14 protein-coding genes are annotated in these 12902 nt (G+C 70.2%); 8 read left to right on the plus strand and 6 right to left on the minus strand.

Annotated features, from left to right (window positions below; translation table 11 throughout):
- Positions 1–787 precede the first annotated feature (787 nt).
- On the minus strand, positions 788–1444 hold the full coding sequence (locus tag QQ657_RS41045; RefSeq protein ID WP_284747761.1) for a hypothetical protein: 657 nt from the start codon (positions 1442–1444) through the stop codon (positions 788–790).
- 170 nt (positions 1445–1614) lie between these two features.
- Between QQ657_RS41045 and QQ657_RS41050 the strand changes: the two genes are divergently transcribed.
- The 3 genes from QQ657_RS41050 (at position 1615) to QQ657_RS41060 (ending at position 4383) form a co-directional block, all read left to right on the plus strand.
- Complete coding sequence (locus QQ657_RS41050) at positions 1615–1938, plus strand: DUF6204 family protein (RefSeq protein WP_284747762.1); 324 nt, start codon at positions 1615–1617, stop codon at positions 1936–1938.
- Positions 1939–2054: 116 nt separating this feature from the next.
- Positions 2055–3107: a polyprenyl synthetase family protein gene (locus QQ657_RS41055; RefSeq protein ID WP_284747852.1), complete on the plus strand. Its 1053-nt coding sequence runs from the start codon at positions 2055–2057 to the stop codon at positions 3105–3107.
- Positions 3108–3123: 16 nt separating this feature from the next.
- On the plus strand, positions 3124–4383 hold the full coding sequence (locus QQ657_RS41060; RefSeq protein ID WP_284747763.1) for a sunset domain-containing protein: 1260 nt from the start codon (positions 3124–3126) through the stop codon (positions 4381–4383).
- 68 nt (positions 4384–4451) lie between these two features.
- On the opposite strand, the gene QQ657_RS41065 is transcribed toward QQ657_RS41060, so the two are convergent.
- The 4 genes from QQ657_RS41065 to QQ657_RS41080 form a co-directional block, all read right to left on the minus strand.
- Positions 4452–4781 carry a VOC family protein gene (locus QQ657_RS41065; protein ID WP_284747764.1) on the minus strand — a complete coding sequence of 110 codons (330 nt, stop codon included), beginning with the start codon at positions 4779–4781 and terminating at the stop codon, positions 4452–4454.
- Positions 4782–4875: 94 nt separating this feature from the next.
- A complete protein-coding gene (locus QQ657_RS41070; protein WP_284747765.1) occupies positions 4876–5940 on the minus strand; it encodes a 2-oxoacid:ferredoxin oxidoreductase subunit beta in 1065 nt (354 codons plus the stop codon).
- Positions 5937–7862, minus strand: a complete 1926-nt coding sequence (locus tag QQ657_RS41075; protein ID WP_284747766.1) for a 2-oxoacid:acceptor oxidoreductase subunit alpha — start codon at positions 7860–7862, stop codon at positions 5937–5939. Before QQ657_RS41075 ends, QQ657_RS41070 begins: the two co-directional genes overlap by 4 nt.
- A 262-nt stretch (positions 7863–8124) precedes the next feature.
- Positions 8125–8880, minus strand: coding sequence for an enoyl-CoA hydratase (locus QQ657_RS41080; protein WP_284747767.1), 756 nt, complete (start codon positions 8878–8880; stop codon positions 8125–8127).
- Between the two features lie 22 nt (positions 8881–8902).
- On the opposite strand from QQ657_RS41080, the gene QQ657_RS41085 reads away from it, so the two are divergent.
- Positions 8903–9271, plus strand: a complete 369-nt coding sequence (locus QQ657_RS41085; protein WP_284747768.1) for a hypothetical protein — start codon at positions 8903–8905, stop codon at positions 9269–9271.
- A gap of 257 nt (positions 9272–9528) precedes the next feature.
- Here QQ657_RS41085 and QQ657_RS41090 read toward each other — a convergent pair whose 3' ends face one another.
- The gene (locus QQ657_RS41090; RefSeq protein WP_026468878.1) at positions 9529–9975 is read right to left on the minus strand and encodes an Lrp/AsnC family transcriptional regulator; all 447 of its coding nucleotides are present in this window, start codon (positions 9973–9975) and stop codon (positions 9529–9531) included.
- A gap of 74 nt (positions 9976–10049) precedes the next feature.
- Here QQ657_RS41090 and ddaH point away from each other — a divergent pair, with 74 nt between their 5' ends.
- From ddaH to QQ657_RS41110, 4 genes are all read left to right on the plus strand, one after another.
- Positions 10050–10895 (plus strand): dimethylargininase, encoded by an 846-nt coding sequence (ddaH, locus tag QQ657_RS41095; protein ID WP_434056832.1) that lies wholly within the window; start codon positions 10050–10052, stop codon positions 10893–10895.
- An 80-nt stretch (positions 10896–10975) separates the two neighbouring features.
- Positions 10976–11635 (plus strand): polysaccharide deacetylase family protein, encoded by a 660-nt coding sequence (locus tag QQ657_RS41100; RefSeq protein ID WP_284747769.1) that lies wholly within the window; start codon positions 10976–10978, stop codon positions 11633–11635.
- Between the two features lie 229 nt (positions 11636–11864).
- Positions 11865–12560: a glycoside hydrolase family 75 protein gene (locus QQ657_RS41105; protein WP_284747770.1), complete on the plus strand. Its 696-nt coding sequence runs from the start codon at positions 11865–11867 to the stop codon at positions 12558–12560.
- A gap of 64 nt (positions 12561–12624) precedes the next feature.
- Complete coding sequence (locus tag QQ657_RS41110; protein WP_284747771.1) at positions 12625–12888, plus strand: helix-hairpin-helix domain-containing protein; 264 nt, start codon at positions 12625–12627, stop codon at positions 12886–12888.
- Positions 12889–12902 lie beyond the last annotated feature (14 nt).

Consider the following 12902-nt stretch of genomic DNA (forward strand, 5'->3'; position numbering starts at 1 on the left):
CCTCGAGTACGCCGATCGCGGGGTCACGGTCAACTGCGTCGCGGTCGGGGGGCCGCCGCCCGCCCCGGCCCCGGGGGGACGGGGGGGGCCGGCGGGCGCGGGGGGGGGGGGCGGGGGGCCCCCCCGGGCCCCCGCCCCCCCCCCCCCCCCCACGCCGAGAGAATCATCGACCCAACGCAAGCCAAAAGCAGGACGCGGCGCACTAGAGGGTACCTTTCGTGGTGTTGCCGATTTCGGTGGCGTGGGATTCTTCGGCATTCGCGTACTTGCCTAGTGCGGCAACAAACTTGTCGGCCATCGCCTCGCAGTACCTTGCCCGCTGCAGCAAAGTTTCGGTCAGGGCCTTTCCTGAGGCTCGAACCAGTTCTGCGTTACCCGCACTCGCGTATTCCAAGCCGGGACCCTGCGCTCGCCCCAGTGTTTCTGCCTGTGCTAGGTCAGTGCGGAACTCACGCGCGAGGTCTCGCCAATCCTTGACCAGCTCGTGCAGCGTCGCCTCGTCGTACTGGAACCCCGTCCCACCAGCCCCCACATGAGGCTCACCGCCATAAGACCCCGCATGGTGGGTAACCGGCCTAAGCGGTGCCCGCCGAGTCCCATGTGGGTCGTAAACCGGACCCTCAGGCATCACTCAACCCCGTCGTCATCAGCTCTCCCCTAGCTTGCAGTGTGCTCCGCCCCGGGCACCCTGCGTATCCGACGGCGCACAGACTACCAGGGTTCCCACACCCCAAAAGCCGGGAAAGAACGAGGGCCGCGGCCCCCTCGGCCGCGGCCCTCCACACCTCTACGGGGTTGGTGAACAGGATGTGTGACCCAGCACCACCTGGCCGCTGATTCCCGACGCCGGGAGGAAATCGATCCGCAGCATCGTCAACCCGATGCTGCCGTCGCCCGGGAGGTTCTGGATGTTGAACACCGCGTTCGCCACCACCGTCCCGTTGGTCTTCTTGAGCGGCGACGTATACCCCACCGGGACCGGGCGCGGCGGGTTCGGGATGCCCGACATCCCGCCGTAGCTCCAGTTCGCGCTCGTCTGCGTCTGCGTTGCCGTGCAGGTCACCGTGTACGTCGACAGCTTCACGCGCGGTCCGCCCGCGCTCACCAGTGCCGACAGCTCGAACGCCTTGCCCGTCGCCGTGGACTTGGTCGACGTCGCGTCCGTGTCCGGGTCCGTCACCGTTGTCGTGCAGGACGACGTGCCGCCGCCGAACGTGATGCCCGTCTTCGTCACCTTCGGGGCCGTTGCGCTCGTCGGGCCGTCGATCGAGCACTTCGCCTGGACCGGCACCTTGACCGCCGCATCACCCTTGGTGAACTCCGCCGAGCCGATCTGGGCCACGCCCGGCTGCGGTGCGGCCTGCGCCGGCGCCGCGGTGACGGCGAGCCCGGCCAACATCAGTGTTCCGGCGAGTGCACCCCGCCTCGCGATGGTGTTGCGCATGTCGCGTCCTCCTTGCCGACCGGGGAGAGCGACGCTCTTCCTCGAGCTGAATATCCGCCCGCCGGAGACGTCCGTTGCGCCCGAAACCGCTGATCACCCCTTCGTGGATCATGAACCACCCGTCGGATAATCCCTTCGGTATCCGGATACCGCTCTGTATATTGCCGCGCATGCCGACCTACCGCGTCCTCGTCCGGGGCAAGTTCGACCGGCCGACCCAGGCCACTCGCGAGAAGCTGCTGAGTGCTCTCGACCAAGACGACCTCGGCGGGCAGCTCTTCAGCCCGGAAGGCACGCTCACCTACAGTCACCACCTCGGCGGCTTCAGCTTCCGGGTCACCGTCGACGTCGCTCCCGGTGACGACGCCACGCGGCAGGCCCACGACCAGGCCGAGCTGATGGCCATGGAACTGCTGGAGCGGGAGGGCTATCCGCACCGCGACCTCACCGTCAGCTCGACCTGCATGGACGACATCCGGATCAAGCGCCGCTGAGGTGTCATGTTCGTCACCGTTTCCGCAGGACAGCGGGTAAACGACCGCGCGGGGTAGCCACTACGCTCAAAGGCATAACCCGACCGGTGCACGAGTAGAGCGGAGCCGACGTGTCTGTGCCTTCCCCAGCCCCCGGGGCGGGATCCCTCCCCGCTGCGCCGGGTGGCGCCCTCGAGGACCTGCGCGCGTCGGTCGGCCTGCAGATCGCCGACGAGACCCTGCTGCGCGCGATCGCTACCGGGCTGGCCGACGTCGAGAAGCTGCTGCGCGACGTCGTCCGCAGCGACGTCCAGGCCGTCAACGACGCCGCGTTGCACCTGGTCGAGGCGGGTGGCAAACGCTTCCGTCCGCTGTTCACCCTGCTATCGGCGCAGTTCGGCCCGAAGCAGGACGACCACGTCGTGATCGCCGCCGCCGCGGTCGAGCTGGTGCACCTCGCCACGCTCTACCACGACGACGTCATGGACGAGGCGGACATGCGCCGCGGCGCCGAGAGCGTCAACGCCCGCTGGGACAACACCATCGCCATCCTCACCGGCGACTTCCTCTTCGCCCACGCCTCGCGCCTGGTCGCCGACCTCGGCACGGACGCGGCGCGGATCATCGCCGAGACCTTCGGCGAGCTGGTCACCGGCCAGATGCGCGAGACCGTCGGCCCCGGACCGGGTGACGACGCCGTCGCGCACTACCTCACCGTGATCGCGCAGAAGACCGGCTCGCTGATCGCGACGTCCGGCCGCTTCGGCGGGATGATGTCCGGCGCCGCCGAGGAGCACATCCAGGCGCTGCGCCGGTTCGGCGACATCATCGGTACCGCGTTCCAGATCTCCGACGACATCATCGACATCGCCTCGCCGTCCGACGAGCTCGGCAAGGCGCAGGGCACCGACCTGCGCGAAGGCGTCCGGACGCTGCCGATGCTGTACGCGCTGGCCGATCCGGACACGGATCCGCGGCTCACCGAGCTGCTTTCGGGCCCGATCGCCGACGACGCCGTCGTCCAGGAGGCCTTGGAGCTGCTGCGGGCGAGTAGTGGACTCGAACGGGCACGCGTCACCCTTTCCGACTACGCTCAGCGCGCGCGAGCCGAGCTTGCCGCGTTGCCCGCGTCACCCGCCCGGGACGCGTGCGAGTCGGTCGCCGACTACCTGGTCGCGCGCACGCACTAAACAGGGGCAGGGATAGATGTCCATATTCGGACAGGTTTGGCTGTGGAGCCTCGCCGCGTTCTTCGTCGGAGTCCTCCTCACCTGGCTGGTGCTGGTGCTGCCGCTCCGCAAGAGCGTTCGCAAGCTGGAGAGTTCGCTGGCGCAGGCCCACGCCGACGCCGCGCGCACCCCCGCGAACGCCGCCGGGCTGGCCGCACCGGGCACCGAGGTCTTCGCCCGGCCGGAGCGTCGGCCCGAGCCGCGGCCGGAGCTGGTGCCGTCGCGGCAGGAGACGTCGTACCCGGGCACGCTGGTCGCCGCGGCGCCGCTCAACCGCGACGACGTCCACGACGACATCGACGCGGACTTCGCCGAGCTGGATTCGCAGGTGCCGCCGGGGGCGCACCCGGACCCCGACGACGCCTTCCGGCCGGAGTCCGAGTCCGAGGACGACGCTGCGTACCGGGCCTCGGAGACCCAGGTCATGGCCCCGGTCGCCGAGCCGGAGGACGAGGACCCGTACCGCAGCGCCGCGAGCGAATACCTGGCGCCGGAGGACGACTTCGAGCCCGCCACGCCGGCGCTCTCGCGGCTCGAGCAGCAGCTCGACCCGGAACCCGCCGCCGGTTCGCTGTTCCAGCCCCCGGCGGAGGAGCCGCACGCGCCGGCGCCGGACTGGTTCGACCACGAGCCGCCGTCCGAGCGGTCGGCGTTCGAGGAGCCGATGGAGCGCACGCGCTACCTGTCGGTCGGCGGCGACCAGGTCGAGGAGGTCGAAGAGACCGAGCCGGAGGAGGCGCCGCAGTACGCGTTCGCCGGTGACGACTCCGGGGCCAACGGCGAGCTGGACGTGCCGCCGGAGACTCCGGCCGAAGCGACGCAGGTGCTGCCGAAGCGGCAGCCGCGGGAGGCGCTGCGCGGCGGGTTCGAAGCGCCGCAACCGATTCAGCCGTCGATGCGCACCGTCGAGCGGCGCGAGACCGACGTTTCCGGCGCGCACAGCGGCTCGCTGTTCGAGCCTTCGGTGCAGCCGAACCAGGCGGCGGTGGTCGCGCCGGAGCCCCCGCCCGCGCGGCAGGCGGCCGGTGACGCTGTCCCGCCCGGCCCGTTCGGCCCCGGCTCGGCGATGCCGCGCCCCGGTGGCGGGCGGCCCGGTGACGGGTTCGAGGTGAAGGCGAGCGTGACGGCGTTGCGGTACTGCACCGACGAATCGGCGCAGTTCCCGAAGATGGTGGCCGAGGTGTGGTTCCGGACCGCCGAGGACGCCGAGCGGGTCGGGTTCCGGCCGCTCAGCTGAGTTTCGCGTTGTGCCGTTAAGGCCACCTTACGGGCGTCAGACGCCCGTAAGGTGGCCTTAACGGCATTTCAGGCCGCTTGGAACAGGACCATGGCCGCGCCGCCGGGATCGGCGACCACCACCAGGGAACCGACCGGCAGATCGGTGCGCTCGCGCACGATCTTTCCGCCCAGCTCCACGGCTTTCGCCACCGCGGAGTCCACATCGGACACCGGCGCGTAGGGCAGCCACTGCGGCGCGCGGTCGTCGCCAGGGGCCAGCTCGGTCAGGCCGCCCCACGGCGCACCGTCGTCGGTCAGCAGGGCGCCGGACGTCTGCCAGCCCAGCAGGTCGGCGAAGAACCGCTTGGTGCCGTCCGCATCGGACGTCCGGACGTCGAAGAACACAAGAGGTCGCATGACCCAAAACTTAGGACACGTGTCCTATTCTGGCAATCCCGAAAACGCCGAAGGCCGCCACGCGCTGGGCGTGGCGGCCTTCGGAGCAGCGGAACTACGCGACCGTCCAGGTGTCCTTGCCGTTCAGCAGGCCCTGCAGGTCGGGCGTGCGGGCCGCGCGGGCCTGCTCGACCTGGGCGCGGGCGCCGTCGTCGTACGTCGGGCGCTCGACCTGGCGGAGGATGCCCGTCGGGACGTGGTTGAGGCTCTGGTCGCCGAGGCGCGACAGCGCGAACGCGTACGACGTGTCGTAGATCGACGGGTCGTGCACCACGACGTTGTCCTCGCCGATGTCCGCGACCTTCGCGACGTCCAGGCCGCCCCAGTCGCCGCGCTTGACGCCGAACTCCTGGTTGGGGCCGAAGCGGATCGGCTCGCCCGCGCGCAGCGGGATCAGCCGGGCGGCGGCCTCGTCGGCGTCCTTGAGGACGTCGAACGCGCCGTCGTTGAAGATCGGGCAGTTCTGGTAGATCTCCACCAGCGCCGACCCGCGGTGCTGCGCCGCCGCCTGCAGGACCTCGGTGAGGCCCTTGCGGTCGGAGTCCATCGCCCGGCCCACGAACGACGCCTCCGCGCCGATCGCCAGCGACAGCGGGTTGAACGGCGTGTCCACCGAACCCATCGGGGACGACTTGGTGACCATGCCCGGCCCGGACGTCGGGGAGTACTGGCCCTTGGTCAGGCCGTAGACCCGGTTGTTGAACAGCAGGATCTTGATGTTCACGTTGCGGCGCAGCGCGTGGATCAGGTGGTTGCCGCCGATGGACAGCGCGTCGCCGTCGCCGGTGACGACCCACACCGACAGGTCCGGGCGCGTGGTCGCGAGCCCGGTCGCGATCGACGGCGCGCGGCCGTGGATCGAGTGCATGCCGTAGGTGTTGAGGTAGTACGGGAAGCGCGACGAGCAGCCGATGCCCGAGATGAAGACGATGTTCTCGCGCTTGAGGCCGAGCGTGGGCAAGAAGGACTGCACCGCGTTGAGCACGACGTAGTCGCCGCAGCCGGGGCACCAGCGGACTTCCTGGTCGGACTTGTAGTCCTTGGCCTTCTGCGGCTCTTCGGTGGTGGGCACAAGGTCCAGGCCGCCGATGGTCGGAAGCCCGATGTCGATTGCGGTCACTTCGCCGCCTCCGTAGTAGCGCTGGTGATGATCTCCGCGAACAGGTCCTGCAGCTCTTCGGCCTTGAACGCCATGCCCGCGACCTTGGTGTGGCTGTGGACGTCGACCAAGTACTTCGCCCGCAGCAGCAGCGCGAGCTGGCCCAGGTTCATCTCCGGCACCACGACCTTGTCGTAGCTGCGCAGGATGTCGCCGAGGTTGGCCGGCAGCGGGTTGAGGTGACGCAGGTGCGCCTGCGCGATCGGCATGCCGAGCTTGCGTACCCGGCGGCACGCGGCCCCGATCGGGCCGTAGGACGAGCCCCAGCCCAGCGCCAGCACTCGCGCCTTGCCGCCGGACGGGTCGTCGACCACGACGTTCGGGACGTCGATGCCGTCGACCTTCGCCTGCCGCAGCCGCACCATCTTCTCGTGGTTGGCCGGGTCGTAGGAGATGTGGCCGGTCTTGTCGGCCTTCTCCAGTCCGCCGATGCGGTGCTGCAGCCCGGGCGTGCCCGGGACGGCCCACGCGCGGGCGAGCGTCTCGGGATCGCGCACGTACGGCCAGAACTCGCCGGAGTCGTTGTCCGCGTTCGGCTCGGACGCGAAGTCGACGTGCAGGTCGGGCAGCGTCTCGACGTCCGGGATCAGCCACGGCTCCGAGCCGTTGGCGATCGCGCCGTCCGAGAGCAGCAGCACCGGCGTGCGGTACTTCAGCGCGATCCGGGTGGCCTCGACGGCCGCGTCGAAGCAGTCCGCGGGGGACAGCGGCGCGACGATCGGGACCGGCGACTCGCCGTTGCGGCCGAACATCGCCTGCAGCAGGTCGGCCTGCTCGGTCTTGGTCGGCAGGCCGGTGGACGGGCCACCGCGCTGGACGTCGATGACGACCAGCGGCAGCTCCACCATGACGCCGAGGCCGACGGCTTCGGACTTCAGCGCGACACCCGGGCCGGACGTCGAGGTGACGCCGAGCGCGCCGCCGTAGGACGCGCCGAGCGCCGCGCCGATGCCGGCGATCTCGTCCTCGGCCTGGAAGGTGATGATGCCGAAGTTCTTGTGCTTGGACAGCTCGTGGAGGATGTCCGACGCCGGCGTGATCGGGTAGGTCCCGAGCAGGATCTGCAGGCCGGAGCGCTGCCCGGCGGCCACGATCCCGTAGGCGAGCGCGGTGTTGCCGGTGATCTGCCGGTAGGTGCCCTGGGCCAGCTTCGCCGGCGCGACCTGGAACGTCGTCGCGAACGACTCGGTCGTCTCGCCGTAGTTCCAGCCCGCCCGGAAGGCCAGGATGTTGGCCTCGGCGATGTCCGGCTTCTTGGCGAACTTCTCGCGCAGGAACTGCTCGGTGCCCTCGGTGGGCCGGTGGTACATCCAGGACAGCAGGCCGAGGGCGAACATGTTCTTGCAGCGCTCGGCGTCCTTCTTGCCGAGGCCGGTGTCGGCGAGCGCGCCCTGGGTCAGCGTCGACATGGCGACCCGGTGGACCTGGTAGGGCGCGAGCGTGTCGTCGTCGAGCGGGTCGTTCGCGTAGCCGACCTTGATCAGGTTGCGCTTGATGAAGTCGTCGGTGTTGAGGATGATCGTCCCGCCGTGCGGGACGTCGCCGAGGTTCGCCTTGAGCGCGGCCGGGTTCATCGCCACCAGCACGTCCGGGCGGTCGCCGGGGGTGAGGATGTCGTAGTCGGCGAAGTGGACCTGGAACGAGGAGACGCCGGGGATCGTGCCCTGCGGAGCCCGGATCTCGGCGGGGAAGTTCGGCATCGTCGACAGGTCGTTGCCGAACGCGGCGGCCTCGGAGGTGAAGCGGTCGCCGGTCAGCTGCATACCGTCACCCGAGTCGCCGGCGAACCGGATCACGACCCGGTCCAGCTTGCTGATCTCGGTGTGCCTGGTCGCGGCGAGCGAGCCGTGACCAGCGCCGTTGCCGTTCGCACTCGTGCTCATGGGTCAGGGATTCCCTCTCTCCCGACGTTGCGGCCATCGGTCACCTGCCCGGTGTCGTGACAGGCGGATCACCAGGCCCTACCACGAGGTTAGCTCGCGTCCGACCACGATGTTCCTAGACTCCCGCCGTCCGGAACGACCTCATTACTGCGCTACCGCTTCTTCTGTGCTGGTCCGACAAATATGTGTGACCGATGGTAACGGGTAAACCCCTGTCCTCGCTGTGACCCGAGTCTCGCGTAGGGGTGTCCACCTGGTGGGATCAGGAATGGGACCGGATCCGTGCCCGCATGGCCTCGAGCCGCTCGGCGAACTCCGGCGAGGCCAGCGACGCGAGCTGGGGCTGGAGCTCGACGTCGACGGCGTCGGCGTGCGCGGCCAGCGAGGCGGTCGCCCGGAGGCTGCGCTTGGTGGCCAGGAGCGCTTCACGCGGCGCGGCGACGGCCGGGGCGGCGAGCTCTTTCGCGGCGGCGACGAGGTCGCCTTCGACCACTCTGAGTGCCAGGCCGGCGCGCACGGCGGCTTCGGCGTCGAGCGGCTGCCCGAACAACGTCATCGCGGCGGCCTGCTGCGGGCCGGCCAGCCGCTGCGTCATCCAGGTCATCCCGCCGCCGGGGTGCAGGCCGAGCTCGAGGAACCGGGCGACGAACTTCGCGCGCGGCCCGGCGAGCCGGACGTCGGCGGCGAGCGCCAGGTTCAGCCCGGCCCCGACGGCGGCGCCCCCGACCGCGGCGATGGTCGGCAGCGCGCACCGCGCGACGGCGAGGAAGCCCTCGTAGATGGCCCGCAGGCCGGTCTCGTCGGCGCTGCCCAGCGCGGTCAGGTCGGCCCCGGCGCAGAAGGCGGGCGGCGTCCCGGTGATGACGACGGCGTGGACCGCTTCGTCCTGTTCGGCGGCTTCGACGGCGGCCGCGAGCTGGGCGGAGAGGTCGAGGGTGAGCGCGTTGCGGCTGCCGGGCGCGTCGACGGTCAGCAGCGCGACGCCGCCGGTGTGCTCGCTGACGATGCTGTCGGTCATCGGGTCAGGGTATTAGTGGGGTGTGGGGGAATTGCTGGTGGTGCTGGTGGGCAACCTGCTGACGATGATCGACATGACGGAGCTGTTCGGCGGCCGTCGTCGGCGCGCGCGGGCCGCGGCTGCTGCGCGTGGTGAGCGGGTGCCGGTTCCGTGCGTGCTGCGGTCCGAGGAGCTGACGGAGGGCCGGGAACGCCGTGGCTGGATCGCGGTGGGCGAGGGACCGGCGACGTGGCGGACGCCGGGCGCGGAGCCGGTGCCGTTCGACCCGGGCGAGCTGACGATGCAGGCGGTGGACAAGCAGTCGGTGACGTTCCACTCGGCGGGCGGCCGGACGGAGCTGCGGCTGCACCCGGACGAGGCACCGCTGGTGTTGCGGGCCCTCGCGAGCTGAGGGCGGGCCTCCGGCCCCCGGTCTCCAGCGTATCGGCGGTGGGCGACAGTTTCGCGATCTCGGCGGCGCTGCTCGCGGAGCTGTGCACAAACGCTCCGGGCTGTGGACAGGCGGCCCGCTCTGTGCGCAGGCGTCCCGGGCCTGTGGACAGGCGCGCTGGGGCTGTGGACAGGCGCGGCGGGCCTGTGGACAAGCCCGCGCACCCGGCCGAAATCGTCGGTACCCGCCGATAAGCTGGAAGACGGGGGCCGGAGGCGTCACTCCTCCGGCGTCGGCGGCCGCTCCAGCAGCCGCGAGAGCACCACCGTCGACACCGTCCGGTCCACGATCTCCAGCCCGCGCAGCCGCTCCAACGCCGTCTCCAGGTGATGGATGTCCGCCGCCCGCAGATGGACGATCGCGTCCGCCGCCCCCGAGACCGTGTACGCCGCCACCACTTCCGGGAGCGGCTCCAGCCTGGCGCGGATCCGGGCCGGCGTGATGTTGCCCTGGCACGTGACCTCGACGAACGCCTCCGTGCCCCAGCCCAGCGCCTCCGGGTCGACCACCGCCGTGAAGCCCCTCAGGATGCCCGTCTCGAGCAATCGGTCGACCCGTCGCTTCACCGCCGGGGCGGACAGGCCGACCACTTTGCCGATCTCCGCGTAGCTCGAGCGGGCGTTCGCCACGAGGCACGAAACGATTCGCTGGTCGATGGTGTTCACACGCAACACTTAGCACAGATACGCGCAGCGAACAGCGATTGATTGCGAGTTTAGGCGCGCCTTACCCTGCAATCATGCAGGGATCATCGCCAATGCGCGTACCGACCACCCGTCGATACCTGATGTGCCCCCCGCGCCACTTCGCGGTGGACTACGTGATCAACCCCTGGATGGACCCGACCCAGCCGGTCAGCGCCGACGTCGCCGTCGCGCAGTGGACCGAGCTGCGCGACACCTACCGCCGCCTCGGCCACACCGTCGAGGAGATCGACGCCCAGCCCGGCCTGCCCGACATGGTTTTCGCCGCGAACTCCGGCACCGTCGTCGACGGCCGCGTCCTCGGCTCGCGGTTCCGCGCGCCGCAGCGGGCCGCCGAGGCCGAGCACTTCCGCCGCTGGTTCGTCGAGCACGGCTACCGCGACATCACCATGCCGGAGAAGATCAACGAGGCCGAGGGCGACTTCGCCTGGACCGGCGCGCTGCTGCTGGCCGGCACCGGCTTCCGCACCGACCCGGCGGCGCATGCCGAGGCGCAGGAGGTCCTCGGCGTCCCGGTCGTCTCGCTGCACCTGATCGACCCGCGCTACTACCACCTCGACACGGCGCTGTTCGTGCTCGCCGAAGCGACGGACACGACGCGCGCGCAGATCGTCTACTACCCGGAGGCGTTCTCGGCCGGCTCGCGCCGCGTGCTCGAGCGGCTCTTCCCGGACGCCGTGCTCGCGACGAAGGAAGACGCCGAGTGCTTCGGCCTCAACGGCGTGTCCGATGGCCGCAACGTCGTCCTGCCCGTCGAGGCCACCCGATTGGGTGAACTCCTCATCGATCGGGGGTACGAGCCGGTGTACGTCGACATCTCCGAGCTGCGGAAAGCCGGTGGCGGGCCGAAGTGCTGCACCCTGGAAATCCGGAAGGGCTGATTTTCCGGAAAAGGTGTAACTCACCCGTTTGCCATGGCGATTAATCGAGGTAACAAATCGACTACTCGCAGTGGCAGGCGGTGGGAGTGGTGACCGTGAACCTCGCCGTGCACGGGATCGGGCGGCCGGCCCGTCAGCTCGACCCTGGCGAGGACGAGCGCTGGGTGACGGTCGAGCAGTTCGAGCAGGTGCTGGACGCCGTCGGCGAACGCGACGACGTCCACCTCACCTTCGACGACGGCAACGAGTCCGACGTCGAGGTCGCCCTGCCGCGCCTGGTCGACCGCGGGCTGACGGCGGAGTTCTTCCCGCTCGCCGGCCGCCTCGGCCAGCGCGGCTACCTCGGCCGCGACGCCCTGCGCGAGCTGACGCGAGCGGGCATGGAGATCGGGTCGCACGGCTGGGAGCCGCGCGACTGGCGCCGGCTCGACGAGCGCCACGCCCGCCGCGAGCTGACCGACGCGCCGAAGCTCCTCGGCGACCTGTGCGGCCGTCCGGTGCGCCGGTTCTCACTGCCGTTCGGCGCGTACGACCGGCAGGTGCTGACCCGGCTGCGGCAGGCGGGCGCGACGCGGGTGTACACGAGCGACGGCGGCGCGGCGAGCCACGACGGGTGGCTGCAGGCGCGGACGGAGCTCCGGCACGACCTCGACGGCGACTGGCTGGACGACGTGCTCGTCGCCGGGCGCCGGCGGGCCGGGAACTGGGTGAGCCGGGTGTTCCGGCGTCCCGCTCGCTGACGTCGTATCCGCTAAGTCGCTTTTGCCGGATCAGGGGTCTTCCCGGTCATCGGCACGGGGCCGGGACCGATTTCGCGGCCCGGCTCCCGGTGAGCAGCCTTTTCGTCAACCGGGCTCGCATGATGGGAAATTCCCGCACCGTCAGGTCTTGTACCGGCCCTCGCCCGGGGTGCATCCTGGTCGCCTCGCCGCCGTAAGGAAAGTTTCCTAACTAAAGGGAGCACCAGGAATGCGGAAACTGATCCTGCTCGCGACCATGGCACTCGCCGCGGCCGTGCTGCCCTCGGCCCTCGCATCGGCGGCGCCCGCCCCGGCCGCGCAACCCGCCACCACCGCGGCCGCCCCGACCGCGGCCCAGCTGCTCGCCAAGACGAACAGCTGCAAGCAGATCTCCAACGGCAAGTACAAGACCGACGAAGACGTCTCCGCCAAGACGGTCGCCGTCTGCGACGCCAACGGTGCCGTGTTCTGGAAAGCCGACATGGACATCGACTGCGACGGCCAGCGCTCCACGCAGTGCAACGAGGACACCGACTGCTGCTACCAGGACGACACGGCGTTCCACCAGTCCGACGGCAAGCCGCTCAACGCCGCGAAGCTGCCCTACATCGTCGTGCCGAGCTCGAGCAGCATCTGGAAGTACTCGTCGTCGCAGCTGAAGGGCGGCGGCTCCTGCGCGGTGATCTACAACGGCAAGGTCGAGTACGCGGTCATCGGCGACACCGGCCCGACGCAGATCATCGGGGAAGCCTCCTACGCCACCGCGAAGGACCTCGGCATCAACCCCGACCCGTCCAACGGCGGCACCGACTCCGGTGTGACGTACATCTGCTTCAAGAACTCGACGGTCTCGCCGATCGAGAACCACGCCAACGCGGTGAGCAAGGGTGAGGGCCTCGCCACCACCTTCGTGAACAACAACTGACCGACGCACGAGCCGGGGCCGATCCGTTCAAGACGGGATCGGCCCCGGCTGCTGTGCTGGGGGCATGAGCAAGGAACTGCTGAAACTCGCCAATATCGGACCGGCGATGGTCCGCGACTTCGCGCGGCTCGGCATCACCGAGCCCGCGCAGCTCGCCGGCCGCGACGCCGTCGAACTGTACGAGCGGCTGTGCGAGCTCGACGGGCAGCGTCACGACCCCTGCGTGCTCGACACCTTCATGTCCGCGGTCGACCAAGCCGACGGCGCCCCGCCGCGGCCGTGGTGGACCTACACCCCGGAACGGAAACGCCTTCTCGGGACCCGCTGACCGGAACCGCGACG

Source organism: Amycolatopsis ponsaeliensis (assembly GCF_030182635.1).
Classification (GTDB): Bacteria; Actinomycetota; Actinomycetes; order Mycobacteriales; family Pseudonocardiaceae; genus Amycolatopsis; species Amycolatopsis ponsaeliensis.

Coding starts and splice junctions, on each gene's coding strand:
- QQ657_RS41065 (WP_284747764.1), bottom strand. CDS start 4,781: ATGCGACCTCTTGTGTTCTTCGACGTCCGGACGTCCGATGCGGACGGC.
- QQ657_RS41080 (WP_284747767.1), bottom strand. CDS start 8,880: ATGACCGACAGCATCGTCAGCGAGCACACCGGCGGCGTCGCGCTGCTG.
- QQ657_RS41060 (WP_284747763.1), top strand. CDS start 3,124: ATGTCCATATTCGGACAGGTTTGGCTGTGGAGCCTCGCCGCGTTCTTC.
- QQ657_RS41110 (WP_284747771.1), top strand. CDS start 12,625: ATGAGCAAGGAACTGCTGAAACTCGCCAATATCGGACCGGCGATGGTC.
- QQ657_RS41075 (WP_284747766.1), bottom strand. CDS start 7,862: ATGAGCACGAGTGCGAACGGCAACGGCGCTGGTCACGGCTCGCTCGCC.
- QQ657_RS41050 (WP_284747762.1), top strand. CDS start 1,615: ATGCCGACCTACCGCGTCCTCGTCCGGGGCAAGTTCGACCGGCCGACC.
- ddaH (WP_434056832.1), top strand. CDS start 10,050: ATGCAGGGATCATCGCCAATGCGCGTACCGACCACCCGTCGATACCTG.
- QQ657_RS41105 (WP_284747770.1), top strand. CDS start 11,865: ATGCGGAAACTGATCCTGCTCGCGACCATGGCACTCGCCGCGGCCGTG.
- QQ657_RS41045 (WP_284747761.1), bottom strand. CDS start 1,444: ATGCGCAACACCATCGCGAGGCGGGGTGCACTCGCCGGAACACTGATG.